This is a genomic window from Olsenella uli DSM 7084, assembly GCF_000143845.1.
In the GTDB taxonomy this organism is placed as follows: Bacteria; Actinomycetota; Coriobacteriia; order Coriobacteriales; family Atopobiaceae; genus Olsenella; species Olsenella uli.
The window spans coordinates 1890202-1916051 of sequence record NC_014363.1 but is presented as its reverse complement, the minus strand read 5'-3'; the positions used below and the strand labels follow the sequence as shown (position 1 = coordinate 1916051).

20 protein-coding genes are annotated in these 25850 nt (G+C 61.7%); 15 read left to right on the top strand and 5 right to left on the bottom strand.

The features are described from left to right. The first annotated feature begins 4 nt into the window (after positions 1-4). Positions 5-1495 carry a class I SAM-dependent DNA methyltransferase gene (locus OLSU_RS08355; protein ID WP_041549017.1) on the top strand — a complete coding sequence of 497 codons (1491 nt, stop codon included), beginning with the start codon at positions 5-7 and terminating at the stop codon, positions 1493-1495. Continuing rightward, positions 1492-3069 (top strand): restriction endonuclease subunit S, encoded by a 1578-nt coding sequence (locus tag OLSU_RS08350; RefSeq protein ID WP_013252515.1) that lies wholly within the window; start codon positions 1492-1494, stop codon positions 3067-3069. Before OLSU_RS08355 ends, OLSU_RS08350 begins: the two co-directional genes overlap by 4 nt. Here the strand turns inward: OLSU_RS08350 and OLSU_RS08345 are convergent. Continuing rightward, positions 3059-3865 carry a tyrosine-type recombinase/integrase gene (locus OLSU_RS08345; RefSeq protein WP_013252514.1) on the bottom strand — a complete coding sequence of 269 codons (807 nt, stop codon included), beginning with the start codon at positions 3863-3865 and terminating at the stop codon, positions 3059-3061. The genes OLSU_RS08350 and OLSU_RS08345 overlap by 11 nt on opposite strands. Before the next feature lie 95 nt (positions 3866-3960). Between OLSU_RS08345 and OLSU_RS09430 the strand changes: the two genes are divergently transcribed. Continuing rightward, positions 3961-4482, top strand: coding sequence for a restriction endonuclease subunit S (locus OLSU_RS09430; RefSeq protein WP_236697232.1), 522 nt, complete (start codon positions 3961-3963; stop codon positions 4480-4482). Here OLSU_RS09430 and OLSU_RS09425 read toward each other — a convergent pair. Beyond that, complete coding sequence (locus tag OLSU_RS09425) at positions 4468-5904, bottom strand: restriction endonuclease subunit S (RefSeq protein ID WP_013252512.1); 1437 nt, start codon at positions 5902-5904, stop codon at positions 4468-4470. The two genes, OLSU_RS09430 and OLSU_RS09425, sit on opposite strands and share 15 nt — an antisense overlap. A 68-nt stretch (positions 5905-5972) precedes the next feature. Here OLSU_RS09425 and OLSU_RS08330 point away from each other — a divergent pair, with 68 nt between their 5' ends. Both OLSU_RS08330 and OLSU_RS08325 read left to right on the top strand, forming a co-directional pair. After that, positions 5973-8045: a DUF262 domain-containing protein gene (locus OLSU_RS08330; RefSeq protein ID WP_013252511.1), complete on the top strand. Its 2073-nt coding sequence runs from the start codon at positions 5973-5975 to the stop codon at positions 8043-8045. 289 nt (positions 8046-8334) lie between these two features. After that, the gene (locus OLSU_RS08325; protein ID WP_049765181.1) at positions 8335-9471 is read left to right on the top strand and encodes an ATP-binding protein; all 1137 of its coding nucleotides are present in this window, start codon (positions 8335-8337) and stop codon (positions 9469-9471) included. A gap of 68 nt (positions 9472-9539) precedes the next feature. Here OLSU_RS08325 and OLSU_RS09715 read toward each other — a convergent pair whose 3' ends face one another. After that, positions 9540-9971, bottom strand: coding sequence for a hypothetical protein (locus tag OLSU_RS09715; protein ID WP_041549015.1), 432 nt, complete (start codon positions 9969-9971; stop codon positions 9540-9542). Positions 9972-10123: 152 nt separating this feature from the next. Here OLSU_RS09715 and OLSU_RS08315 point away from each other — a divergent pair, with 152 nt between their 5' ends. Continuing rightward, a complete protein-coding gene (locus tag OLSU_RS08315) occupies positions 10124-10567 on the top strand; it encodes a Dps family protein (protein WP_013252510.1) in 444 nt (147 codons plus the stop codon). Positions 10568-10664: 97 nt separating this feature from the next. Continuing rightward, on the top strand, positions 10665-11279 hold the full coding sequence (locus OLSU_RS08310) for a superoxide dismutase (RefSeq protein WP_013252509.1): 615 nt from the start codon (positions 10665-10667) through the stop codon (positions 11277-11279). A gap of 180 nt (positions 11280-11459) precedes the next feature. On the opposite strand, the gene OLSU_RS08305 is transcribed toward OLSU_RS08310, so the two are convergent. Further along, the gene (locus tag OLSU_RS08305; protein WP_013252508.1) at positions 11460-13184 is read right to left on the bottom strand and encodes an ABC transporter ATP-binding protein; all 1725 of its coding nucleotides are present in this window, start codon (positions 13182-13184) and stop codon (positions 11460-11462) included. Continuing rightward, positions 13181-15031, bottom strand: coding sequence for an ABC transporter ATP-binding protein (locus OLSU_RS08300; protein ID WP_013252507.1), 1851 nt, complete (start codon positions 15029-15031; stop codon positions 13181-13183). Before OLSU_RS08300 ends, OLSU_RS08305 begins: the two co-directional genes overlap by 4 nt. Positions 15032-15301: 270 nt before the next feature. On the opposite strand from OLSU_RS08300, the gene OLSU_RS08295 reads away from it, so the two are divergent. From OLSU_RS08295 to OLSU_RS08260, 8 genes are all read left to right on the top strand, one after another. Further along, entirely contained in the window at positions 15302-17038 is a 1737-nt protein-coding gene (locus OLSU_RS08295) for an ABC transporter ATP-binding protein/permease (RefSeq protein ID WP_013252506.1), read from the top strand. Next, entirely contained in the window at positions 17022-18725 is a 1704-nt protein-coding gene (locus OLSU_RS08290; RefSeq protein ID WP_013252505.1) for an amino acid ABC transporter ATP-binding/permease protein, read from the top strand. The genes OLSU_RS08295 and OLSU_RS08290 overlap by 17 nt, the downstream gene beginning before the upstream one ends. 326 nt (positions 18726-19051) lie before the next feature. Further along, positions 19052-21793 carry a PTS sugar transporter subunit IIA domain-containing protein gene (locus OLSU_RS08285; protein ID WP_013252504.1) on the top strand — a complete coding sequence of 914 codons (2742 nt, stop codon included), beginning with the start codon at positions 19052-19054 and terminating at the stop codon, positions 21791-21793. Positions 21794-22139: 346 nt separating this feature from the next. Next, complete coding sequence (locus OLSU_RS08280) at positions 22140-22628, top strand: PTS system mannose/fructose/N-acetylgalactosamine-transporter subunit IIB (RefSeq protein ID WP_013252503.1); 489 nt, start codon at positions 22140-22142, stop codon at positions 22626-22628. 17 nt (positions 22629-22645) lie between these two features. Further along, positions 22646-23434 carry a PTS mannose/fructose/sorbose/N-acetylgalactosamine transporter subunit IIC gene (locus OLSU_RS08275; RefSeq protein ID WP_013252502.1) on the top strand — a complete coding sequence of 263 codons (789 nt, stop codon included), beginning with the start codon at positions 22646-22648 and terminating at the stop codon, positions 23432-23434. Further along, positions 23427-24320, top strand: a complete 894-nt coding sequence (locus OLSU_RS08270; protein WP_013252501.1) for a PTS system mannose/fructose/sorbose family transporter subunit IID — start codon at positions 23427-23429, stop codon at positions 24318-24320. Before OLSU_RS08275 ends, OLSU_RS08270 begins: the two co-directional genes overlap by 8 nt. An 89-nt stretch (positions 24321-24409) precedes the next feature. After that, positions 24410-24808, top strand: coding sequence for a PTS sugar transporter subunit IIA (locus OLSU_RS08265; RefSeq protein WP_013252500.1), 399 nt, complete (start codon positions 24410-24412; stop codon positions 24806-24808). Positions 24809-24822: 14 nt separating this feature from the next. Next, a complete protein-coding gene (locus tag OLSU_RS08260) occupies positions 24823-25710 on the top strand; it encodes a Nif3-like dinuclear metal center hexameric protein (RefSeq protein WP_013252499.1) in 888 nt (295 codons plus the stop codon). Positions 25711-25850: the final 140 nt, after the last annotated feature.

Below are 25850 nucleotides of genomic sequence, written 5' to 3'. Positions count from 1 at the left end.
GAGGATGGAATTGAGCTCTCAATCCACGATTAATCAGAAGGTCTGGTCGATGGCGACCGTCCTGATGAATGACGGGGTTTCGAATAGCGACTACCTCGAGCAGCTGACATACCTGCTGTTCCTCAAGATGGCAGACGAGTACAGCAAGCCGCCCTACAAGAGGGACATGCGCATCCCTGGCGACTGCACGTGGGACACGCTCAAGTCAAAGAGGGGCGATGAGCTCTTCCGCCACTACGAGTATGTGCTGAAGACCCTTGGGGAGACGGGTGGCACCCTGCAGCAGATCTACTCAGGGGCCCAGAACAAGATTTCCAATCCCGCCATTCTCTCTAGGGTCATCACAATGATTGATGCGGAGAAGTGGTCGTCGATGTCTTCCGACGTGAAGGGCGACATCTACGAGGGCCTCTTGCAGAAGGTTGCAGAGGACACGAAGAGCGGCGCAGGCCAGTACTTCACCCCAAGGGCGCTCATCAGCGCGATGGTTGACTGCGTTCAGCCGCAGCCCGGAAAGACGGTTGTGGACCCCTGTTGTGGAAGCGGAGGGTTCCTTCTGGCCGCGAAAGACTACATTGAGGATTCCGAGCACTACACCCTCGACCGGGACCAGCGTCACTTCCTTCGATACTCAACCTTCGCAGGTTGGGAGATTGTGCCGAGCACCTACAAGCTGTGCCTCATGAACCTCTTCCTACACAATATCAGCGACTTCAATGGCGAGCCTCCCATCTACAGGAACGACTCACTGCTCGCTGATCCTGGGACTCGTTATGATTACGTGCTGACCAACCCTCCATTCGGGAAGAAGTCCTCATACTCCTTCACGAACGACGAAGGGTTGCAGGAGGAAGAGGAAGGCACCTACAACAGACGGGACTTCTGGGCGGTCACGTCCAACAAGCAGCTCAACTTCGTGCAGCATATCCACACCATCCTCAGGCAGGACGGACACGCCGCAGTCGTCGTGCCGGACAACGTTCTATTCGAGGGAGGTGCGGGAGAGACGGTGCGACGCAAACTCCTCGAAACCACCAACCTGCATACAATCCTCAGGCTTCCTACCGGCATCTTCTACGCCCAGGGAGTGAAGGCGAATGTCATCTTTTTCGATAACAGACCCGCGAGTCCCGACTGGCAGACAAGGGAGGTCTGGATATATGACTACCGCACTGGGGTGCACCACACTCTGAAGCAGCGGCCCATGACTAGGGAGCACCTGCAGGACTTCGTCGACTGCTACAAGCCCGCTGCCATTGGTGACCGCGAGGAAACCTACTCCGAAGAGAACCCCAACGGACGGTGGAGGCGTTTCACGCTCCAAGAGATTCTGGACAGAGACAAGGCGAGCCTAGACATTACTTGGATAAAGACGGGGGATGACATCTCCGAGGTGCAGCTCTCCGACCTTTTGGCAGAGATACGGGAGAAGAGCGACAGCATCGCCTCGGCAGTCTCAAGGCTGGAGGAGCTGCTTGGAGACATTGAAGAATGATTGACACGAAACGTCTGAGGCAGAAGATTTTCGATCTGGCCGTGCGCGGAAAGCTCGTTTCCCAAGACCCAAATGACGAACCGGCATCCGTTCTTCTCGAGAGGGTAAGGGTTGAGAAGCAGCGCATGGTCGCCGAGGGAAAGCTCAAGAGGCGCGATGTCGCCAAGGACTCCATCATCTACGTCGGTGAGGATAGTTGCCATTATGAGAAGGTCGGCGGTGCCGAGCCCGCCTGCGTCGACCCCGAGCTGCCCTTCGACCTGCCGGATGGCTGGGAGTGGGCACGGCTCGGAAGCATCGTTCTGTCAGTGGCAGATGGGGACCATCAACCGCCGCCACAAGTTTCCAGCGGCATACCATTTCTGGTTATATCGAACGTTTCGTCTGGCTATCTAAACTTCGAAGACACACGTTTTGTTCCCGAAAGCTATTACGAGTCTTTAGGCGAGTACAGGCGACCCATGCGAGGTGATGTCCTCTACACGGTGACCGGTTCTTATGGAATCGTCATTAGGGTCTTAGATGATAGGCGCTTCTGCGTGCAAAGGCACATTGGAATCATCAGGCCGAACAAGCTGCTTGGCAATCACTACCTCTCTTATTGCCTGCAGTCAGGATGGATTAGAAGCTGTGCAGACTCTGTCGCAACGGGCATCGCCCAAAAGACCGTCGGGCTACAGTCAATCAGGTCATTTCTCGTGCCCGTCCCGCCCCTCGCGGAGCAGCGCCGCATAGTCGTCGCCCTCGACGAGCTCCTTGGCCTCGTGGACGAGGTGGAGCGCTCCCAGGCGGAGCTCGAGGGGCTGCTGGACAGGGCGAGGGCGAAGGTCCTCGACCTCGCCATCCGCGGCAGGCTCGTCCCCCAGGACCCGTCCGACGAACCCGCCGAGGCGCTCCTGGCCCGCGTGCGGGAGGAGAGGCTGCTCATGGCGGCCGACGGGAGGCTGAGGAGGAGGGACGTCGAGGGCGACTCGGTCATCTTCCGCGGTGAGGATAACTCCTATTATGAACGCTTTGGAGACAATCGAGTCATACCTATCGAAGGTGAGGTATTCGCTATACCGCGCACATGGGCTTGGTCTCGCTTCGGTGCAATTTCGAATTACGGCTCGTCCGAAAGCGTCAATCCTGAGAAGATCGACGATGAGGCCTGGGTGCTTGACCTTGAAGACATCGAGAAGGGATCGGGAAGGATTCTCAGAAGGGTCTGTGGCGGGGAGCGAAGGTCGTCTAGCGTCAAGAGGCCATTCTGCGCCGGTCAGCTCCTTTACAGCAAACTCCGACCCTATCTCAACAAGGTGCTCATTGCTCCCGAGCCAGGTTATTGCACTTCCGAGATCATCCCTATAGAACTCTATGGCACGGTAGCTCCCAGTTACATCAGGCTTGTATTGATGTCTGACTATTTCTTGAGTTATGCAAACCGTTGCTCATATGGCGTAAAGATGCCTCGGCTTGGGACGAGGGACGGACAGGGGGCCCTTCTGCCCATCCCTCCGTCTCACGAACAAGAACGCATAGCATCTGCCGCAGAAACAATAGCTACTCTACTGACTGCCGTTCTTACCATGTAACCACTCTATCGACTATCTCTCTCTGCTCGCTTGCTGTCCTACGAAGGTAGATTCTCGTCGTCTCGATGCTCTCGTGTCCCATTAAGTCGGCAAGCAGCGCAATGTCGTTATATCGCTCAAGAAAGTTTTTAGCGAAGAGATGTCGAAATGAGTGGGGGTATACAACGGACTCCTCGATACCGTATTTTCGCGCGTACTTCTTGAGTTGCTGCGAAATGCCCCTAGGAGTGATCGTCTTGCCGTATCTGTTGACGAAGAGGTAGCCGCTCTTTCTGCCTCGCTCTCTCAGCCACGACAAGGCTTCTTCCCTGAGCTTTTTTGGAATGTAGAGCCTTCTCAGCTTTCCACCTTTCGAGTAGATGTCAAAATGCCCCTCTTCGACATGCTCTACCTTCAGCTTTATGAGCTCGCTGACTCTCGCGCCGGTGGCCCCGAGGAACCAGACCACGAAGTACCACTGGTAGTTCCCAGCGTCCTTGAGGCATGTCTTTAGAAACCGGTAATCGGAGTTGCTAATTACATTCTCCAAGAAGGGTTTCTGCTGTATCTTCACCACCCTTACTCGAAGGTGTTGCAACCCAAGGAAATCGAGGTACTTGTTCATCGCTTGAATCCTGAGGTTCACGGTCTTTGGTTTGAAGTACTCCATCAGGTAGCCTTTGTATGCGAGCAGGTTCTCCTCGCATAGGCCGTCGTAGTTAGCGTGGAAGTACTCCACCGTCCACAGATAGGACTCGACGGTGTTTGATGAGAGCCCCTCTCTCCTAAGGTGCTGCTCGAATTCCTGGTAGCTCATAGCCTTCTCCTCTCGGTGTCGTCGTTCCAGGAAAAGACCATGATTCCGCCATCTCCTATTATGAGAAGAACGTCGGAAGCACCATCTTGATCGAGGTGCCCTTCGACGTTCCGGATTCCTGGGCGTGGGTGAGGCTTAGCTCGATATGCCAACCGCAAGGGAGTCACAGGCCAACAGGAAAGCTATTCCGCTATATCGACATTGATTCCATAGACAACGTACGGTGCAAAATCATCGAGCCCAAGCTGCTGTCAACTGCCGACGCGCCAAGCCGAGCGCGCAGAGCAGTTGCCAAGGGGTCAGTCCTCTTTTCTATGGTCAGACCCTACCTGAGGAACATCGCCCTCGCATTTGACGAGCACGACGGTTGCGTCGCCTCAACGGGCTTCTACGTATGCACCGCGTCATCGGATTCAATCGACTCCGAGTGGCTATTTCTCTGCATGAAATCTGACTACTTCGTGAACGCAATTAACGTCCACATGAGAGGCGACAACTCCCCCTCGGTGCGCAAGGATGACATGGACGAAATGCTTGTACCGATACCTCCGCAACCCGAACAGAACAGAATCGTCAGAGAAGTTGCCAGGTTGCTCCTGCTCCTACAACCCAATTGAGTCTAGGAGTTTGGATGCTGACTTGGCGATTCGCGCCTGCTCCGATAGGGGAGGAACTGGGAACAACACGCTGTCTATGAATTCCCGTTTGACCCGCTGCTGGCCTACCGTTCCCATGAAGGTCCCCTTGGCGGCGTCAATGAATGTCGGGCTTTTCAGGAAGCAGAGCGCGAACCAAGGCGTCATACCGCAGATGCACCTAAGCACGATGAGCTCGGTCGTACCCGCACCGTGCTTGTTCTCAAGAGACTCCGCGACGAAGGACTTCCTGTTCTCAAAGCATGGCGAAATCTTCGCGAACAGGACGTCGCCCTCTTCGAAGTGAGTGAACCCCCTTTTGACTTCTCCCCACGGCCTGACTTCATATTTCACATGTGACGTAAAGCCCGGATCGATTGAAGCCATCGGGGCAAACGAGACAAGGGCAACATCATCTTGCCTCGATCGTGGATCAATTACGAACAAAGACGGCAGTCTTGCCCACTCCCAGCCTTCCGGCAGGTCGAAGGGCAGCTCGGAGTCGACGCAGACGGGCTCGGCGCCGCCGACCTTCTCATAATAGGAGTTATCCTCACCGCGGAAGATGACCGAGTCGCCCTCGACGTCCCTCCTCCTCAGCCTCCCGTCGGCCGCCATGAGCAGCCTCTCCTCCCGCACGCGGGCCAGGAGCGCCTCGGCGGGTTCGTCGGACGGGTCCTGGGGGACGAGCCTGCCGCGGATGGCGAGGTCGAGGACCTTCGCCCTCGCCCTGTCCAGCAGCCCCTCGAGCTCCGCCTGGGAGCGCTCCACCTCGTCCACGAGGCCAAGGAGCTCGTCGAGGGCGACGACTATGCGGCGCTGCTCCGCGAGGGGCGGGACGGGCACGAGCACCTCTCCCAGAATCTCCCTACTAAGATTCTTCATTGTTGTGCCGATGGCGTTTTCCTCGAGAAAGGCTTTTGTATACGTCGAGGAGAATACGAGACTTAATAAGTTAGAGGAAAGCTCCCCTCCTCCGGGACAACGCGCGATAAAGCAGCCGGTGCCACACAACCAACCAACACATTCATCGCCAACAACGGCTACGCGGCCCATTTCGCCCCGTCGCCCAATTACCAGGTCCCCCAATGACAAGATATAGGAGCTTAGCCTTTCGCGCGTGGCTTCCGATACGAAGGAGGTTGGAGTTATCAGCCCATTAGAAATGTTCGCTGGATTAACAATGGGCACCCCACGGGATACATAGTCGCCTTTGTGCAGGGCGCTTCCAAATGGTCCCGTTGAGATTCCGAGTGATATTGATCCTAGCCGTGCCCACTCCCAGCCATCCGGCAGGTCGAAGGGCAGCTCGGGGTCGACGCAGGCGGGCTCGGCACCGCCGACCTTCTCATAATGGCAACTATCCTCACCGACAGGGGTGGGAGATGTGGCGGTGGCGTGCATGACCGTTGTTCGTGTCCCGGGTATCTGTTAAGACTTTTGCTATCGACAAGTACGTGGATGGGGGCACGATGAAGGGCTATGACGAGCAGCTGTTCCACCTGATGATGAAGTCCGACTTCTCCGTCCCTGTGTTCCAGCGTAACTACGACTGGACGCAGAAGCAGTGCAAGCGTCTCTTCGACGACCTCGAAAAGATGCTGAAGAACGACACGAAGAACCACTTCTTTGGCAGCATCGTGTCCCTCGAGGGCGAGCGGGACGAACGCATCCTCATTGACGGGCAGCAGCGCATTACCACCGTCTACCTCCTCTTCCTCGCCATCGCCAACGCTCTGGAGCAGACTGGTGAAGAAAAGGACCGCCGCATGGCTGCCAGCATCCGTTCCAACTACATCATCGACAACCCGGACGACGGGGGCGACGGAAAGCCCAAGCTCCGGCTGAAGCTCGTCAAGGACGACAACGACATACTGACCGCCGTCACCTACGGCATGAAGACCGCCCATGGCAGCAGCGTGTCCGACAACTACGCCTACCTGCGGCGGAGGCTCAGCGACAGCTTCTTCGGCCCTCGCGACATATACGACGCCTGCAAACGACTCGTCATCATCAACATCAAGCTGGAGGCTAGCGACAACCCGCAGCTCGTGTTCGAGTCGCTGAACTCCACCGGGCTCGACCTCTCCGAGGGCGACAAGATTCGCAACTTTGTGCTGATGGACATCCCGTCACACGAGCAGGAGGTCTACTACACCCAATACTGGAACCGAATCGAGAAGAACACGGGCTACGACGTGAGCTCCTTCATCCGCCACTACCTCACGGCGGCGGACCGCAAGACGCCCAACAAGAGCGCTGTCTACGAGGAGTTCAAAGGCTACGCAGAGGGCAAGGACATCAGGAAGCTCATGGCGAAGCTCCGCGACTACTCGGAACGGTACAGCGAGTTCATGCATGCGGCGAGCGGCATCCCCGCTGTGGACGACGCCATGCGCAGGCTCAACCTCCTCGGCTTTGACATTACGAGCCCCTACCTACTTGCGCTTTTCATGACGCGCTCGAGGGGCGAGGTCTCCTGGGGCGAGGTCGCCAGGGCGGTCAAACTCGTCGAGTCCTACATGTTCCGGCGCTGGGTGTGCAACATAGGATCCAACGGCCTCAACAAGGTTTTCATGACCCTGCACGATGACGTGTGCCGCGAGCGGAGAAAGGCTGAGGACACCACCTACGACCAGATGCTGGCACACATCCTTCTCTCTAAGAGTGAGACCGGCGTGACCCGTTTCGTGCGAGACGATGAGTTCCGGGCCAGCGTCGAGTCGCGCGACTTCTTCACGGGCGTCAAGAAGGACTACAAGCTCTTCCTCTTCCAGTACCTCGAGAACGGTGACGGGCCCGAGCAGCTCGACGTGCGCGGCGCGTTCGAGGCCGATCCTCCCAAGCTCACTATCGAGCACGTCATGCCCCAGACACTCACTCCCATTTGGAGGCGCGACCTCGGTCCGCTTGCGGACGCGATTCATGCGAAGTGGCTGAACCGCATCGCCAACCTCACGCTCACGGGCTTCAACCCCAAGTACTCCAATAGGCCCTTCGTGCAGAAGCGCGACATGGAGGACGGCTTCAAGGATAGCCACGTCCACATGAACGCTTGGATTGCCCAGCGGCAGAAATGGGATGAGGAGGAGCTGGAGGCTCGCTGCGCCATGATGCAGGATCTGTTCTGCCAGCTCTGGCCCATGCCGACGGATTCCGTTGTCATGAGGGTGGATGAGTCCAATCGCTTCACCCTCGACGAGATCCATGACCTCAGCGGCAGGAAGATCAACGCCTGGTCGTTCTTCGGGGACAGGCACCAAGAGGGGGTCTGGAAGAACATGTACACCGACATGCTCTCCATTCTTTCGGAGCTTGACGCCGCGCAGTTCCGCAAGGGTGCTATGTCGGTCGCAAGTCACGCTAAGACCTACTTCTCCGAGAGCGACGAAGGCTCGCTCTACGTCAAGGTGCTAGACAACCTCTACGCCAGGCATAGCCTTTCAGTATGGAGTATGGCATCTAACCTTGGGGAGATCTTCGATGCGATGGGAATCGACCACGATGAATTGATCGTCGAGCTGGTCAGCGAGAGCGAAAAGTAATGTCAGTTAGGAGGCCGTGAGCAAGGTCTGGCCCCATCCCGTCCCCACAAGCATTAGGGGTGCCTGCGCGTGCGGGACGGGTGGCGGAGGGGCTTGGCCTCCGCCGTAGCGCGGCCTCAATCGCGTACCCTCATGGTATCTGACCTGTACAAACCCTACACAAAAGGAAACGCTCCCCTGGTGGGGGGCGCTCCCGACGCGCGACGTGTGCCCGCATGGCTACGACTGCCACGCCCCGCGGACGTGGTGGACGCGCACGCACGGCCTCCGGCTCACTGCTCCTTTTGGCATGCTCTACGTCTTCGACGAGGTGCAAGCGTCCAACCGTGCACTGACCGCGCTCAAGTACGTTCAGAAGTCGGGCTTCCCACACCACGTCATAGCGGCGGGCAGCCTCCTTGGCGTGGCGGTGAACAAGGGGGACTATTCGCTGCCGGTGGGCAAGGTCAACACCATGACGATCCACCCGATGACGTTCGACGAGTTCATGGTGGCGACGGGCCACGGCCTCATGCTCGAGGGGATACGTGAGGCGTACGCGGAGATGCATGCCTACCAGCTCCACGACCAGGCTATGGACCACTATCGCACCTATCTTCTCGTGGGAGGCATGCCGGAGGCCGTCGATGCCTACGCGCGCTCGGGAGATGTACGGGACGCCGTTCGCGTGCACCGCGACATCCTCAACCTCTACCTGGCGGATATGGCCAAGTACGCCCCTAACCCTACGGATGTCGCACGTGCACGTGATGTCTGGAACAGCGTGCCCGGACAGCTGGCCAAGGAGAACCACAAGTTCCAGTACAAGCAGGTGCGCAGCGGCGGTAGGGCGAGCCAGTACGAGGGGGCCATCTCGTGGCTCCTCTCGGCTGGGCTCGTAGACAAGTGTGTGCGCGTGTCCTCGGGGCGGGTGCCCCTGCGCCTGCAGGAGGACGCGGGCGCCTTCAAGGTGTACGCCAATGACGTTGGCCTTCTGTCCACCATGTCGGGCATTCCTGCGGCGGTGCTCTTCGACGAGCGCAAGCGGTCGCTGCTTGATGCGGGTGGCCTCACCGAGAACTACGTGGTACAGCAGATGGTCGCCCGCGGCATCACGCCCCGCTACTGGACGAGCGGCAACAGGGCCGAGGTGGACCTCGTCGTCGAGGACGGGTCGGCCGGGGCGGTGCCCGTCGAGGTCAAGTCCACCGAGAACGCGCGCTCGAGGAGCCTCGGCGTGTACCGCGAGAAGTACCGTCCCGACCGCGTCGTGCGCGTCTCCGCGCGCAACTTCGGCACGGGGGACGTGGAGAGCATCCCGCTCTATGCGGTGGGCTGCCTGGCCGATGGGCTGGCGCTGGCGCAGGGCTCCTCGTCCCCGCTCCCATGGTCTGGTGCACGCTATGCGCCAGATCGGTTGAAGTCAGGTCCTGGTAGGCCTAAGTAAGCCCAAGTGGCATGGGTCCGACCCAAGGGATCCGTTGCAGCACTATGCCCTGCTGAGATACGAGTAGGTTAGGGCATGTCCGCGTACGCCTCGTAGCCGCGCCTCGGCAGCTCGATGGCGACGACGCTCTCGAGCATGCGCTCGAAGTCCATGTTGCGCGTCCCGAGCCTGGTGTAACGGAACGCGTGGTACTCGAGGAGCTGCTCGAACTCGAGCAGGCTGAGCCCGACGCTGATAACGCTGGCACCCTCGATCTCGCTTTCGCAAACCGTCCCACGTAGATGTGGGGGAGCGCCGCGCAGATCTCGTAGGGCTCGCTCATGCCCCCCTTCCCCGATAGTCCTGACCTCAACCTTTGGCAGGATGTCATCACGGTCGCTGGGGTCGTAGTCGCCCGTGTTGGGGGACATGGCCGCTGCGGAGCCGACGGCGACCGCATAGGATAAGGCCTCGCGGGCACCCATCCTGCGCTCGAGGGCGACGGCGAACGCGGCTACCATGGAGTCACCGCACCCCCCTCGGCGGAGCTCTCCAGACTTTTTTGCTAGTGAATGAGTAACAATTGCATGAGTGGGGTATAGAGGGTGTAGCACTAGCTGTTGCCGGCCCCATTCCAATGGGCTGCCGACTCGAGAGGAAAAAGGAGAGAGCAATGAAGAAGGAACTCGTTCAGCAGGTCAATTCCTACGTCGCCAACCTTGGCGTGGTGTACATCAAGACCCACAACCTCCACTGGAACGTCTTTGGTCTGCAGTTCAAGGCAGTCCACGAGTACCTCGAGGCGCTCTACGACGCCTACGCCGACAACATGGACGAGGTTGCCGAGCTGCTCGCCCAGAACGGCGAGACCCCCGCTGCGAGCTACAGGGAGTTCCTGGAGCTTGCGACCATCGAGGACGTCCCCGCCAAGGCTTGGGCCGTCAAGGACGCCATCCAGACCGCCCTCGATGACATGGCCGCCCTCAAGACGCAGGCCCTTGGGATTCGTGACGCCTGCGGGGACGAGGACTTTGCCGTCTCCAACGCCATGGAGGACCAGGTCGCTGCCTACAACAAGGAGATCTGGTTCATGAAGTCCATGCTCAGGCAGGCGTGACAGAGCCTTTGAGGTGGCAGAGCCCCAAGGGAGGCCCCGCGAGGCTTCCGCACGAGGAACTATGCGAGCAGAAACCCAACACGTTAGGAGCTTCACCATGTTCGAGCAGATCAAGCTTCCCTACGCCTATGACGCCCTCGAGCCTTACGTCGACGCGCTGACGATGGAGACCCACTACTCCAAGCACCACACCACCTACACCAACGCCCTTAATGCCGCCGCCGAGAAGGCCGGTGTCGCCGATCAGCCCATCGAGCGACTCCTTTCCTCCCTGGATGGCATCGACGAGCCCCTGCGCGGCACCATCCGCAACAACGGCGGCGGGTTCTACAACCACAACCTGTACTTCTCCATCATGTCCCCCGCTCCCGCCGCCGAGCCTGCGGGCGTGTTGAGGGAGAGGATCGAGGAGGCCTTCGGCAGCGTCGGCGAGCTCAAGGCAGAGCTCAAGAAGGCTGCCGTCGGGCGCTTTGGCTCCGGCTGGGCGTGGCTCAACGCCGCCCCTGACGGGACCCTGAGCGTCACGTCGAGCCCCAATCAGGACAACCCCTTCAGCGAGGGCCTTGGTGTCACCCCGATCCTGGGCATCGACGTTTGGGAGCACGCCTACTACCTGAAGTACAAGAACCTGCGCGGCGACTACGTTGACGCGTTCTTCTCGGTCCTTGACTGGGATGCCGTCGCCGCCAACTATGCGAAGGCCACCGCGTAACTCAGCGCCCTGTCGTGCATGTGCCCATCCGCCGCACGTGCACACGTTTTCGAATCGTGTGCACGTGGTCGAGAAAAGCCCAGTTCGGCGATGGCCCCGTGCACACGTTTTCAATTCGCATGCACGCCGGGTCCGGCCTTTCGCTGGACCCGGCCTTTCGTTGCATGTCGGTCGGGTTGGCTAGCGCACCTTCCAGCCTTGCGCGCGCTGGCGGTCGCTCCAGAAGCTGCGGTAGCGCCCCTCCTGGGCGAGCAGTTCCTCATGGGAGCCGAGCTGCGTGACGCGTCCGTCTTCGAGCATGGCGATCTGGTCGGCTTCGGCGATGGTCGAAAGCCGGTGCGCGATGACGACGACCGTCCGGTCGCGCGCAAGCTCGTGCATGGCATCCACGATCGCAGCCTCGTTCTCCGCGTCGAGCGCCGCGGTCGCCTCATCGAAAAGCACGATGGGCGCGTCCTTGAGCAGGGCTCGGGCGATCGACACGCGCTGACGTTCGCCGCCCGACAAGCGTCCGCCGCCCTCGCCGACGCGCGTGCCCCATCCGTCCTCCAGACGCCCCGCGACCTGGTCGAGTCGTGCGATGCGCGCGGCACGGCGGACCTGTTCGTCGGTCGCGTCGGGCTGTCCGAAGCGGACGTTGTCCTCTATCGTGCCGTCGAACAGATACACGTCTTGGAACACGAGCGAGATCATGCCGAGCAACTCGTCGACCGCCATGTCCCGCACATCTACGCCGCCGATGCGCACCGCTCCTGCATCGACGTCCCAGAATCGTGCGATAAGCCTGGTCAGCGTCGTCTTTCCTGATCCCGATGGACCGACGAGGGCGGTCAGCCGTCCTTCGGGGCAGGAAAGCGTTACGCCGTCGATGACCCGACGCGCTCCATCGTAGGAGAAGCGCACGTCGTCGAATTCGATCGACGCGCCCATCGGCCTCTTCGGGTCGGAGGTCTCAGGCAGGGGCTTCGCAGCCAGGATCTCCTCGGATGCGTCTATGGCGTTCTGGCATACGTTGAGGGCCATGGCCTGGCTTGCCGCCTTATGGAGAGCATCGGTCGAACGCAGCGCGAGCACGATCACGAAGAGGTACTCGACCGGCGTCACGGCTTCGATCGCCAGCAGCGTCGTCGCGCAGAGGAACGTAAGCCCGAACGACGCATAGACGAGCAACGTGTGAACGGTTATGGGCTTCTGAGTCATTTCGAGCGTGCGCACCGTGGTCTCGTGGTCGCGGGAGATGTCGTCCTCAAGGGCTTGCCAGCCGTTTCGGGCCGTGCCCGTCGCACGCAGGATCGGCTGCGCCCGAACGAATTCGAGCACGCGTCCCGCCAAGTGTGCGTTCGACCGCTCCTCTTCGGCGTGTCCCGCGCCTGCGGCGCCGGCCATCTTCTTCGACCAGACGTACAGTGCGGGCATGAGCGCGATATAGGCGAGGGAGACGCGCCAATCCACGGCAAGGAAGAGCGCGGCGATGCAGGCCGGCACGACGACCGCGATCACGAGCTGCTTCAGGAAGATGCCCGGCAAATTCATGATCATCTGGAGGTCGCGCTCGAGCAGGGCGGCGAGCTCGCCCGCGCGTCCGGCGGTGAACCATCCGAGCGGAAGCTTCACGATATGGTCGCCCAAGCGTTCCTGGATGCTGCGCAGGATCACGACGTCGCCGATCATGTATCCGTGGGTTTCGGAAAGGTAGTTCGCGACGGCGCAGGCGATGCCTGCGGCGCAAGCGACGACCGACCAGACGAGGGCTCCATGGCCATCGCCTCCGTACAGGGCCTGGAGCAACGGGAGGAGCGCGGCGTACACGCCGCCTTCGAGCACGCTGCAGACCACGAAGTACGCGACCTGCGCCTTGATGCCCGTCGGGCGTCCGGCGAGCCTGTCTATCCTATCGACGATCATAGCGCCGCCTCCTCGGTGCCGTGCGCGTGGAATGCATTGACCTGCTGCGTCTGCCAGAGCCTCGCATATCGCCCGTTCGCCTGGAGCAGCTCGTCGTGTCGCCCGGACTCTATGACGCGGCCGTCTTCCAGGACGAGCGTCCGATCGGCCCCCGTCACGGTGTTGAGCCTGTGGGCGATAACGACCGTGGTCCGTCCGTGCGACAGGCGGCTGAGCGCCGTCTGGATCGCGGTCTCGTTCTCGGGATCGGCGTGTGCGGTGGCCTCGTCCAGCACGAGCACGGGCGCATCCTGCAGAATCGCGCGCGCAATGGCGATGCGTTGGGCTTCGCCGCCGGAGAGGCTGCAGTCGGCCGACCCGACGACGGAGTCGTATCCCCGGGGGAACGAGAGGATCCGCTCGTGAATCTGCGCGGCCTTCGCGGCTTCGATCATCTCGTCGTCCGTCGCATCGGGGCAGGAGAGCTTGATGTTGTCGCGGATGCTGAGCGATAGCAGCATGCTTTCCTGAAAGACGATCGCCACCTGCGAGAGAAGCGATTGGGAGGATACGTCGCGCAGGTCATGCCCGCCGAGCCGCACGGAACCCGAAGTCGGGTCCCAGAAGCGGGGTATGAGGCGCGCGAACGTCGTCTTTCCGCTGCCCGAATCGCCTACCAGGGCGCAGATGGTTCCCGGTGCGATGCATGCGCTCACGTGATCGAGCGCGAGGCGGGTGCTTTCTCCGTAGGAGAACGAGGTCTCGTCGAAGGCGACGTCGAGATCCGAGCCGGGGAGCCGTTTGGCCTCCTCCGCCTCGGGAAGCTGTTCGGCGGAGAGGACCTGCGCGATGTGCTCGAGGTTCTGCTTCGCCGTGCGCAGGAATCCCATGCCCGAAGCCAAGGTCACGAGCCCTGCGGGTATGCTCGGTCCCAGGACGAGGAAGGGGACGCAGTCGGCGAAATCGAACCATCCCTTCGCGACGAAGAGGCTGCTCGCAAGTCCGAGGAACGCGAGCACGGTTCCTGGCGAGGCGAATCCGCCCAGCATGCTGAAGGGACCGGCGGTCACCTTCGTCCATTCGAAGGTGACGTCGGTCAGCTCTTCGACCGCATCGCGGTAGCGGGACCCGGCCTCTCGCGCGCTGCCGAACGTCTTCACGACCTCGATGCCGTCCGCTATTTCGACGATCGCGGACGAAAGCTCGACGTTGGCTTCGCCGTAGCGCGCGGCAAGCGTCTTGTAGTCGCGCATCATGAATGCCATCGATACGACGACGAGCACGGTCATGTAGACCAGGAACACAAGCGCCATGCGCCAGTCGGCGACGAAGAGGATGACGAGGGGGATGAGCGGCGAAAGCACGGCCTTCACGATTTCCGTCGGAGCATGCCCGATGGTTTGGTGCATGCCGAGGATGTCGTCGGAGACCGCCTGCTTGACCTCGCTCGAGCTGCGGTCGTCGAACCATCCGAGCGGAAGCTTGGAGAAGTGGTCGAGCAGGATATGGCGCGCGTGGACGCGGAAGTCGGCATCGGCCTTGTGGCAGATGCCGGTGCCGCCGCCGAAGAGCATGCGGTCGGCCGCCGCGAATACGATGGCCGCGACGACCATGAGGGCGAGCGTGCCTGCGGAGGGCATGGCGTCGCGCAGGGCGGCTTGGGCTATGGCGATGGCTATCAGGTAGGGGACGAATCCGCAGGTCGCCGACAGCGCCGACATGACCATGCCTTGGATGATGAGCGGATGAGCCGGTTCGGTGAGTTGCAGGTAGAGGCTCTTCAGGCGCGCGCCCCTCTCCTTCTTGGCCTGTGCGTCCCCCTGCCCGGTTCTCGTGCGGTCGTTGTCGACCTCGGTGGATGCTGGCATGGGCCGATCTCCTATCCACAAAATTAGCCTTATCTAACTTTTTGCCCATACTATACGTCTGGCGGACGGCTGGCAACGTCAGGCTGTAGCCAGCTTGCCCCCACATCAAGCAGGTGGTAAAGGAATGGCCGTGCTATCATGTCCGCGTAGTCAGTTGCGTCTGCCTAACTTTATGCCAGGCAGCTCGTGTGTCTGTATGCGACCGCTCCATGACCCAGATAGAGGTTGCGCGCCAATGGGGCGCGCGTGCTGCGCGCGCAGGGGAGGAAGATGTTCGACAGAAGGCTGCTGGGCCTTGCGCCCGGGGCGATGAGGCACATCGTCGCGACGGTGGCGTGGCTCTGGGTTGGCCTCGCCGCCAACGTGGTGATGGTCTATGGCATCACGGTGCTCATGGCATCCATCGTGAGCGGGGGCGAGACCCCTCTTGCGGAGATTCCGCTCCTCCTCTGTCCCGCCCTGATCAAGGTCGCCTCGTCGCGCCTCTCCTCACGGGCATCGTTTCGCGCGGCGCGCGACGTGAAGCGCATCCTGCGCGGCAAGGTTTACGAGAAGATGCTGCGCCTCGGCCCCACGTACCTACGAGACGTCACGACTGCCGAGGTCGTGCAGGTGTCAGTCGAGGGCACCGAGCAGCTCGAGACCTACTTTGGCAAGTACCTGCCCCAGCTCCTCTATGCCCTGCTCGCGCCGGTCACGCTGTTTTCCATCACGGCGCCCATCAGCGTGCCGGCCGCGGTCGTCCTGCTCGTGTTCGTGCCGCTCATCCCCCTCGTGATCATGGTCATACAGCGAGTCGCGAAGCGCCTGCTCGGATCCTACTGGGACGAGTACGCGGCGCTGGGTGACGGCTTCCTGGAGAACCTGCAGGGCCTCACCACGCTCAAGATCTACCAGGCCGACGAGGCGCGCCACAGGCAGATGAACGAGGAGGCCGAGCGTTTCCGCGTCATCACGATGAAGGTGCTGCGCATGCAGCTCAATTCCATCATCGTCATGGACGTCATCGCCCTCGGCGGCGCTGCGGCGGGCATCGGCGTGGCGCTCCTCGAGCTCTCCACGGGCTCTGTCGCCCTGCAGGGCTTTCTCATGATCGCGCTGCTCTCGGCCGACTTCTTCCTCCCCATGCGCCAGCTGGGCTCGTTCTTCCACGTCGCGATGAACGGCATGGCTGCGAGCAGGAAGATCTTCCGCATCCTCGATCTCGACGAGCCGTGCGAGAAGACGCTGGACGCCGTGCCGGGGGACACGCTCTCCATGAGCGACGCGTGCTTCTCCTATGGGGACGGGCGCGAGGTCCTGCATGGGGTCTCGATGGAGGTGCCCGCCTCCGGCGTGACTGCCATCGTTGGCGGCAGCGGCTGCGGCAAGAGCACGGTGGCGCAGCTCTTCGCCGGACTCTCGGATGCGTATTCCGGTGACGTCAGGCTGGGGGGCAAGCAGGTGCGCGACATCAGGCGCGAGAGCTTGGCACGTACCATCACCTCGGTGGGCATCGGCAGCTACCTGTTTCGCGGCACCGTGCGCGACAACCTGCTCATGGCAAGCCCCCATGCGAGCGACGATGCGCTGTGGGAGGCGCTCGATGCGGTTGCGCTGGGAGCCTTCCTGCGCGGGCAGCGCGGACTCGACACCATGCTGGAGGGCGAGGGCGCCAACCTCTCGGGCGGGCAGCGGCAGCGCCTTGCCATCGCGCGCGCACTGCTGCACGAGTCGCCAATCTACATCTTCGACGAGGCCACGAGCAACATCGACGTGGAGAGCGAGGAGGTCGTGATGGGGGTCGTGCGCGAGCTTGCGCACGAGCGTTCGGTCATCGTCATATCGCATCGGCTTGCCAACGTGGTTGACGCCGAGCGCATATACGTCCTCGACGCCGGTTCGATTGTCGGGGTGGGCGACCACGACGAGCTGCTTGCGGGCTGCCCCTCCTATGCGAGGCTCTGGCGCACGCAGCGGGAGCTCGAGTCCTATCGAGGGGAGGGCGTCCATGCGTACGGTGAGTAGTGGCGAGGCAGGCGGTGACGTCGAAGCGGGCGGCAACCTGCATGTCATGCGGCGCATGCTCGGCCTTGCGCGCCCCATGGCGGGCACCATCGCGCTCGCCGTGCTCTTCGGCATCGTGGGCCATCTGTGTGCGACGTTCATCCCCGTTCTCGCCGTCGCGGCGGGCCTCTCCGCGGCGGGTGTGATCGCGCATCCGTTTGGGCTCACGCTTACGAGCGTCATCGCCGTTCTTGTGGCAATGTCCATCGTGCGCGGAGTGCTTCATTACATCGAGCAGACCTGCAACCACTACATCGCCTTCAAGCTGCTCGCCTCGATACGTGATAGGGTGTTCGCCTCGCTGCGGCGCCTGGCCCCCGCCAAGCTCGCCGGGGCCGACAAGGGCAGCCTCATCTCCACCATCACCGCTGACGTGGAGCTGCTCGAGGTGTTCTACGCGCACACGATCTCGCCCATCTGCATAGCGGTAGGCACCTCGATCGTCATGATCGTGTTCATGGGGAGCCTCCACCCGCTCTTCGGACTGGTCGGACTTATCGCATATCTTGTGGTGGGGGCGTTGGTGCCCGTGCTGCTCTCCAGGCTGACGGGCGACACGGGACGCAGGTGCCGCGAGCTTGCGGGCGACCTCTCGGGGTTCGTGCTGGACAGCCTGAGAGGCTTGCGCGAGGCACGCCAGTTTGGTGCCGGCGGGCGTCGGCTGGAGGAGCTCGACAGCCGTTCGCGCGAGCTCGTGCGCGTTCAGGGCCTGCTCAACGACAGGTCCTCGGACGGCATCGCAATCACCAGCGGGCTCATCCTGCTGTTCGGCTTGGGACAGCTCGTCTTGGGCGCCTTGCTGTTTCAGGCGGGCTCCGTGGGGGCTGGGGCCGTCGTACTGGCAACGGTCAGTATCCTCAGCTCCTTCGGTCCGACGACCGCGCTCGCCGCGCTCGGAGTGACCCTTCAGGGCACGATCGCCTCCGGCGCGCGCGTCCTTGCGGTCCTGGACGAGGAGCCCGTCGTGCCCGAGCAGGATGGGGGATGTGACGTCGAGTTCTCTGGTGCTGCAGCCGAGCACGTGAGCTTCTCCTACGGCGGCGAGCAGATCCTCTCCGACGTGAGCGCCGAGGTTCCCGCCAACGCGATCGTGGGGATCACTGGAAGGAGCGGCAGCGGAAAGAGCACGCTGTGCCGTCTGCTCATGCGGTTCTGGGACGTGGACGAGGGACGCGTCGCCCTTTCGGGCAAGGACGTGCGTGACATCAACACCAGCTCGCTGCGGGAGGCCGAGGCCCTCGTCGAGCAGGACACTCACCTGTTCCACGACAGCATCCTCGACAACCTGCTTCTCGCGCGCCCCGATGCCACGCGCGAGCAGGTCGAGGAGGCGTGCAAGGCGGCGTCAGTGCACGATTTCATCATGAGCCTCCCCCAGGGATACGACACGATGGTCGGCGAGCTGGGCGACACGCTCTCGGGTGGTGAGAGGCAGCGGCTGGGGCTTGCGCGTGCCTTCCTGCATGGCGCGCCCTTTCTGCTCCTCGACGAGCCGACGAGCAATCTGGACTCCCTCAACGAGGGCGCGATCCTGAGGAGCCTCGGCGAGCAGCGCGCTTCGCGGACGGTTCTGCTCATCTCGCACCGCGCGTCCACGATGGGGATCGCCGATGAGGTGATCGAGATGAGGTCGGGACGCGTCAGCTGAGGGGCCGTGCGAGCCGGGAGGACGTGCGAGCGCACCCGCTCCGCGATGCGCTACTCGGGAGCACGGATGCCCCCGCATCATCCCGCCTTGGCCGTGCGCGCATGGGCCGTGCGCGCATGGTTGACGCGTGGGCCGCAAGGAGAGGGGGAGGCCCGGGAACAGGGAGCCCTGACAGATGCGGGCTTGGCTGGGTTGCCGGCGAGCCAGCCATCGCAAAAGCCGGTCATCAGCCTCCTGCCGCTTGCGCTTAGCACCCACGGCACGGCATCCACTTCAGTCGCCGAGGGTATCTAATCGTGTATGTTGGCGTGCAAGGGGGGCTGCGTATGGCCGCGTCAGACACAAAGGGTGATGTGCTCCGCTACCTCGACCGTGCTACACGGGAGGTCTATCCGAACTCCGCCGTCGAATTCACCACCGCAAAAATCGCAGGCAGGTGCCACATCAGCAGGAACCTGGCGAGCCAGTACCTCAACGAGCTCGTCCGAGATGGCCTGGTGGTGAAGGTTGGTGTCCGTCCCAGGCTTTTCATGCATAGGGCATCGCTCGAGCGCTGCCTTCAGGCGCGCCTTGCGCGATCAGAATACACGTCCTTAGAGGAGCTGCTCGCAAGCGTCGGAGCTACGAGAAAGCGTGACTTCGAGAAGGCCCTTGGCTGCGACATGAGTCTTGGAGTCTGTATAGAGCAGCTCAGGAGCGCCATCTCGTATCCGCCTCACGGCCTGCCCGTTCTGCTGGTGGGAGACCACGGTACGGGAAAGGAGTTCCTGGCCAACCTCAGCTTTGAATATGGCGTGAATTCCGGGACGTTCCCTCCAGGGGCGCGCTTCGTCAAGATCGACTGCAGCCGCTACGAGGAAAGCGACGGTGCCGCAGAGGCGGATATCTTCGGTGGGGGCGGCGTGGGGGGCGCCGTCCAGCAGGCGCGGGACGGTGTGGTGTTCGTCAGCCGCTTCGATCATCTGGCCCACACCACGAGCGAGCTCATCGTCAACCGCATCCTCGAGGGAGGCTGCGAGGCGGAGGGTGCTCCTGCCCAGACCCGATTCATCCTTTCGACGGCGCGATCCGCTCAAAGCGCCCGGGTCTCAGAGCTCTCCCGCATGCTTCCCATCGGCGTCCACCTTCCCCGGTATGCCGAGCGTGACGCAGACGAGCGCACGGCTCTGGTCTTGCACTTCCTTCGTGCCGAGGGACGCCGGGCGGCTGCGGACGTGTCAATCAGCCGAGGTGCCCTGCGCGCCCTGGTCGCTGCGGATTTCGACGAGAACATCGACGGGCTGAAGTCCTGCATAGCGACCTGCTGCGCCAGCGCCTACCTGAACCGCATCGACGAGAGGATGGTCATACGCTCGTATAACCTTCCCCTTCACCTGCTGGGCGCGACCAAGCCTGAGGTCGATGACGACCAGCTGGTGAGCGGCACAAAGCCCGTCTCTCCGAGCCATACCAGACGCATCCTCGGCTTCTTCCAGCGCCTCGTCGAGCTGTACCAGGCCTACGAGTCAAACGAGCTGGAACAAGACGAGCTCGTTCACGGGGCCCTTGAGACCATGCATGACTACGAGGACTACCTGAGCTTTGACGGACAAGGCGCCAGTGCCCGCGTGGCCGCATACGAGCAGGTCCTGAATCCCATCATCGAGAGCTTGAACAGTACGTACGGAATAGAGTTCAATCGAAAGAGGACACGTGTCTTGGCACAGTCGCTCTCCGTCCAGCTGTGGGGAGGGGCGAAGCTCGTTCGCTGGTATAAGGTGCGCCATGACCTGCTCATGCGCATGGCTGAGACCCTGAGGGCCGACTCTTCGATGGTTGGCGCCATCTTTGACCAGATCGGCTCGGGCGTGCGCTCTGCCCTGGGGGTCGAGCTGAGTGACGCCGTAGCCGTCATGCTGCTTCTTGAGGTGACGGAGCTCCTGGCCGAGACCTCTGAGGCACGTGACGCTTTCGGCATCGTCCTCTGCCATGGGTACGCCACGGCGACGAGCATGGCAGACGCAGCCAACAAGATGCTTCACCGGCACGTGTTCGAGGCCATCGATATGACCTACGACCAGCAGGTAAGCGATGTGGCCGTGCCACTGTCGCGTATGCTTGAGCGCTACTCCTTCGCAAGGACCGTTGCCATCCTGGTTGACATGGGATCGCTCTCGCAGGTGACCGACGTGGTTGCCGGCATTCCGAATGGAAAGATATATGTCGTGAGCAACGTGTCTACCGGGCTGGCGCTTGAGATAGGAGGTGCCCTGGTCTCGCACGGCAGCATTGACGAGGTGATGTCCATGGCCCGCGACACATGTGCCCCCACGTACCGTGTGATAGACGAGCCCCGGGCTGAGGAGGCAATCGCCTTCTCCTCGGAAGCTGGTGACGCTGCAGCGCAGAAGCTGCGAGACCTCGTGCGCGACAGCCTTCCAGAGGACCTTCCCATGGGTCTTGTCGCCTGTGACTACCATGAGCTCTCTCGTATGGGCGATCATGCTCCGATCTTCTCGGCGTACCGGGTGCGCGCGCTCGTTGGAACCATGGACCCCGGGATCGTCTCCGTCCCGTTCGTCGCCCTTGAGGACATCCTGTGCGCAGGCTCATCGGAGGCGCTGGACAATGCCCTGCGCACCTCGCTTGGACCGGAGGGCATCGCGGCGTTCCATCGCAAGCTGTTGCGGAACGTCACCCTCAAGAACGTCCTCGAGTCCATCACCATCCTCAATCCGGAGATGCTCTACCTTGAGGCAGACCGTGCCATCCAGAAGCTCTCGACCCTGCGTGGCAAGCCCATTGACTCCCGGCGCCAGATCGGACTGTACGTGCATCTCTGCGGACTCATCGAGCGCCTGGTCACAAAGAATTTCGTGGACGCCTATCCGGGCGACCTCGAGCGGTTCCAAGGGGAGAGCGCTGACTTCATCGCGTGGTTCCGACAGTCGTTTGATGACATGTGCCGCAGGTACCGTGTGGAGATTCCGCTGTCAGAGGTTGCCTACGTATTCCATATGCTTCATGCGGGGCCTGAAGACGAGGGCCCCTGCGGCAGCTTGGCGAGCCTGACGTTGGAAGACGAATAGCGCGCGGGGGACAGGGACCATGGCGTGGGTCGTGGGTGACATGGCGCAAGGACGCCGAAAATCGCCGTCGCCCGCGGGATGCCCGCCTGCGATGAGGCGATAGCCCCGCACGGTTGGGGGCAAGGCCGTGCACAAGTGTCGAAGGCGAGTGTCGACGCCACCGCATTCCCCCCGCGAACCAAAGCTCCCTAGCGTCGAGAGGGTGGGGCCTCTGGCGAGAGATGCCCATCCGGCATCTCTCGACCGCCCCCTCTTGTACCGTGCGATATGTGCGAGAAGCCAGGCGTTGGACGGTCGCGCCCCTCAGGCGCCTGTCCTTCGCAAGAGGAGAGGAAGGAGTGTGAAGATGAGCATCACCGCGGGGAGAATCGACTACCGACTCCTCCATGGCATCGTTCAGGGCTTCTGGTGCCCGACGTACGCCACCCAGCGCACCATGATCATTGACGACGCCACTGCCAATGACGAGGTGCGCAAGACTGCCATGAGGATGTCCAAGCCTTCGGGCCAGGCACTCTCGATCATCTCGCACGAGAAGGCCTATGCCAATTTCAGGGCCGGCAAGTACGAAAACCACACCGTCTTTGTGATCGCGCGCGATCCCCGGACCTTCCTCGACCTGATCGGATGCGGGCAGGGCATTCCCGTGCTCACGCTGGGGTTGACCGAGCTTCCCCCCGCGGGAACGCAGGGAGTCCAGGCCGGCCGCCGCGCCTTCATCCGCAATGATGACATCCCCATCTACAAGGAGATCGTGGCAGCTGGTACGAGGGTTGAGGTGCGTTACATGACAACCGACAAGCCAGTTCCCATTTCCCAGTACATCGGAGCCTAGAGAAAGGTGGTCGAGCCATGGCGGTCAACGCGCTCCAGTTCATCCTGATCGTTGTCCTCTCGGGCTTCAGGGCAGCGGACCAGTACTCAACGCAGCTCTTTCCCTTCCAGCATGCCCTCATGTGCTGGCTTACGGGGATCATCCTGGGTGACCCCTACACCGGCCTTGTCGTGGGCGGCACCATCCAGCTCATGTCCATGGGCGCTGCCGGCCTGGGTGGGTCATCGGCCCCCGACTACGGCATGGCAGGGATGGTTGCGACCGTGCTTGCCTGCATCACCGGTAGCCAGGACATCTCCGTCGGCCTTGCGGTGGGCGTTGCCGTCGCGATGCTCTACGTGCAGCTGGACGTCATGTTCAAGGTCTACAACTCCTGGGTCTTCAAGGTGATTCGAGGGTATGCCGCCAAGCGTGAGTACACGAAGATGCTTCGCTCGTTCTTCCTCTCGCACCTGTGGCTGTTCCTCCAGGGCGCAGTTCCCATGGCCCTGGTGCTGGCGTTTGGCCAGCAGGCAGTCGACGCCGTTCTGGCCGTCACGCCCGATTGGTTTACGACCGGGCTCACAATTGCAGCGGGAATCCTCCCTGTCACGGGCTTTGCGATGCTCCTTACGTTCATGCCGGTCAACAAGTTCTACGCCTTCCTGATCGTAGGTTACGTACTTGCTGCCTACCTTAGGCTCTCGGTGCTCCCCATTGCCCTCATCGGCGTTGCCGTTGCAATTGAGTACTTTAGGTTCAAGTCGGACGGCGGCATGGCTTCCGCTGTCGCTACCCAGAACGGAGGCGAGCTCGAGGATGAGTGATTTCTTCAGGCCCAAGGACTTCAAGGACTTCGATGAGGCTCCCGCCCCGGTCCAGCTCCCTGACGGCTCCTACGAGCCCGTGTTGACGAGGGAAGACCTTAGGATCTGCAGCCGCCGCATGCTGCTCATGGATACGGCTTCCTATTCGTATGCGACCCAGAACGCCCCCTGCTGCGCGTTTGCCGCCTACTACGCGCTACGCAAGATCTACGGCAACGACGAGGACGCCTTCAACGCCGCCATCCTCAACCAGCTCGACTGCGTCTTCAACGCGACGCCGCCCGTCTCTGGCCTGCTGCTTGGCGCTGGCCTGGCAATGGAAGACAAGGGGCACCTTGCTGGCATGCAGGCCGAGAACGATCTCAAGATCGGCCTCATGGGCCCGCTTTCCGGGGTTGGTGACGTTCTGATCTGGATTCTCCCCATGACCATACTGGGTTCCATTGCCGGCTACATGGCCATGCAGGGCAATCCCGTGGGCATACTCCTGTGGGTTGCCGTCTGGGCCGCCATCCTGGTTTGGCGTCTCCAGAACTACGTCCAGGGCTACAATGCCGGCGCCAAGGTGATCACCGGCATGGCCGATAGGATCAGCGTCCTCACGGATGCCGCCTCCATCCTGGGCCTTACTGTTGTCGGGTCCCTCATCTACTCTGCCATTACCATCTACACGCCCGTCACCTTTGCGTTTGGTGACGTGTCCCTGCCGCTTCAGACGGGCGTTCTCGATCAGATCTTCCCGAACCTCCTGGCAGTCCTTGTGGCAGCGCTTGCCTACCGCTTGATCAAGAGGGGCGTCAAGCTCAATTGGATCATTCTGGGCATCATCGTCGCTTGCTGGGTGTGCGCAGCCTTCGGCATCCTTGGCGTGCCGCCTGCGGCATAGGTATGCTCATTGCGGCGTAGTTCCGCGTGTCCCGCCCTCGCCGCACGTCGCGTTGCATCTCGAAGAAAGATTGGGAGTGAGTCTAGCTCATGAGACACGTCGTCCTTGCCTCTCATCACTGCTTTGCGCGGGGACTGGCAGATACCCTCAATTTTCTGGGAAACAGCCAGCCCTTGGACGTCATCTGCGCCTACGTGGACGAACGCCCTCTCGAGTCCCAGGTCGCAGGGCTCTTCGCAGAGTTTCAGGACGACGAGGTGCTCGTGCTCACCGACATCCTTCAAGGAAGCGTAAGCCAGGCGTTCGCCCCCTTCATGAGCGACCACGTGTTCCTGGTGGCGGGGGTGAACGTCGCCGTTGCCCTGGAGCTCTGCCTGCACGAGGGCCCACTGACGAGCGAGCTCATCGACCGGGCAATCGAGACGGGACGCCAGTCCATGCGTCTCATCAACACCTATCAGGCGAACGTAAGCGACGATGACGAGTAGAGGGTGACGGAGCAATGAGAGTCGCTGAGGTCATTCAAGCTGTGAAGGGCTACTGCTCTGGCGTTTCATTCGACTCGGGCGAGCCCATTGACGAGGCCACCACGCGCGACCGTGTTACCTATGGTGCCGGACGCCTGGACGAGGAGTGCACAGGTGTCGTCACCTGCCTGTGGCCCACGGTAGACGTCATTTGTGCTGCACGGCGCATTGGCGCGAATCTGATCATCTGTCATGAGGCCCTCTTCTGGAACCACGGTGACCACCAGGATCTCATTTCTGGCAATGCCACCTACCTGGCAAAGAGGGGGCTGCTCGACGCATGGGGCGGTGTGGTCTGGCGCTGCCACGACTACATTCACTCCAAGGTGCCCATCGATGAAGGGGGAGCTCTTGTCGATGGCATCTTCTACGGCCTTGCGTGGAAGATGGGTTGGCTTGATTGCCGCACCGGGAATCTCTCCATGTGCCTTGACTATAGGATTCCCCCGATGTCTGGTCGGGACCTTGCGCGTGAGGTCGTGCGAAAGCTCGGGCTCAATGGGACCCGTCTGATCGGCGACCCCCGCGCCTTGGTGGAGCGCGTGCACATCCCGATGCACGTCCTCGGTGTCCCGGAAGTGGACAACCGCGAGACCGCCTTTGTGGACTCCGAGCGCGTCGACGCACTTGTGACCATGGAGTTTGTCGATTTCACCACGAGCGAGTACATCCGTGACGCGGGCATGCTCCACCAGGGCAAGTGCGCCATTACCGTCGGCCACTTCAACCTGGAGGAGCCGGGCATGGAGTACATGGTCTCCTGGCTTCCCGAAGCCTTGGGCACCTCTGGCGTTCCCATGCACTTCGTACCGATGGGCGACACATACCAGTACGTCGTTGCCGAGCGCGGGGACCGGGCATGAGCGTGCGCCCCTGTTCCTGCGCTTCGTGAAATCATCCGTGCTGGGGGACGCTTGCTGAGGGATACTATGTCCTGGTATGCCACGCCATACGGCGGCGCGGGGCTTGCGGTAACGTGGGGCTCGTGACGGCGTGGATCGCG

Coding starts and splice junctions, on each gene's coding strand:
- OLSU_RS08355 (WP_041549017.1), top strand. CDS start 5: ATGGAATTGAGCTCTCAATCCACGATTAATCAGAAGGTCTGGTCGATG.
- OLSU_RS08350 (WP_013252515.1), top strand. CDS start 1,492: ATGATTGACACGAAACGTCTGAGGCAGAAGATTTTCGATCTGGCCGTG.
- OLSU_RS08345 (WP_013252514.1), bottom strand. CDS start 3,865: ATGAGCTACCAGGAATTCGAGCAGCACCTTAGGAGAGAGGGGCTCTCA.
- OLSU_RS09425 (WP_013252512.1), bottom strand. CDS start 5,904: ATGCACGCCACCGCCACATCTCCCACCCCTGTCGGTGAGGATAGTTGC.
- OLSU_RS08330 (WP_013252511.1), top strand. CDS start 5,973: ATGAAGGGCTATGACGAGCAGCTGTTCCACCTGATGATGAAGTCCGAC.
- OLSU_RS08325 (WP_049765181.1), top strand. CDS start 8,335: ATGCTCTACGTCTTCGACGAGGTGCAAGCGTCCAACCGTGCACTGACC.
- OLSU_RS09715 (WP_041549015.1), bottom strand. CDS start 9,971: ATGGTAGCCGCGTTCGCCGTCGCCCTCGAGCGCAGGATGGGTGCCCGC.
- OLSU_RS08315 (WP_013252510.1), top strand. CDS start 10,124: ATGAAGAAGGAACTCGTTCAGCAGGTCAATTCCTACGTCGCCAACCTT.
- OLSU_RS08310 (WP_013252509.1), top strand. CDS start 10,665: ATGTTCGAGCAGATCAAGCTTCCCTACGCCTATGACGCCCTCGAGCCT.
- OLSU_RS08305 (WP_013252508.1), bottom strand. CDS start 13,184: ATGATCGTCGATAGGATAGACAGGCTCGCCGGACGCCCGACGGGCATC.
- OLSU_RS08300 (WP_013252507.1), bottom strand. CDS start 15,031: ATGCCAGCATCCACCGAGGTCGACAACGACCGCACGAGAACCGGGCAG.
- OLSU_RS08295 (WP_013252506.1), top strand. CDS start 15,302: ATGTTCGACAGAAGGCTGCTGGGCCTTGCGCCCGGGGCGATGAGGCAC.
- OLSU_RS08290 (WP_013252505.1), top strand. CDS start 17,022: ATGCGTACGGTGAGTAGTGGCGAGGCAGGCGGTGACGTCGAAGCGGGC.
- OLSU_RS08285 (WP_013252504.1), top strand. CDS start 19,052: ATGGCCGCGTCAGACACAAAGGGTGATGTGCTCCGCTACCTCGACCGT.
- OLSU_RS08280 (WP_013252503.1), top strand. CDS start 22,140: ATGAGCATCACCGCGGGGAGAATCGACTACCGACTCCTCCATGGCATC.
- OLSU_RS08275 (WP_013252502.1), top strand. CDS start 22,646: ATGGCGGTCAACGCGCTCCAGTTCATCCTGATCGTTGTCCTCTCGGGC.
- OLSU_RS08270 (WP_013252501.1), top strand. CDS start 23,427: ATGAGTGATTTCTTCAGGCCCAAGGACTTCAAGGACTTCGATGAGGCT.
- OLSU_RS08265 (WP_013252500.1), top strand. CDS start 24,410: ATGAGACACGTCGTCCTTGCCTCTCATCACTGCTTTGCGCGGGGACTG.
- OLSU_RS08260 (WP_013252499.1), top strand. CDS start 24,823: ATGAGAGTCGCTGAGGTCATTCAAGCTGTGAAGGGCTACTGCTCTGGC.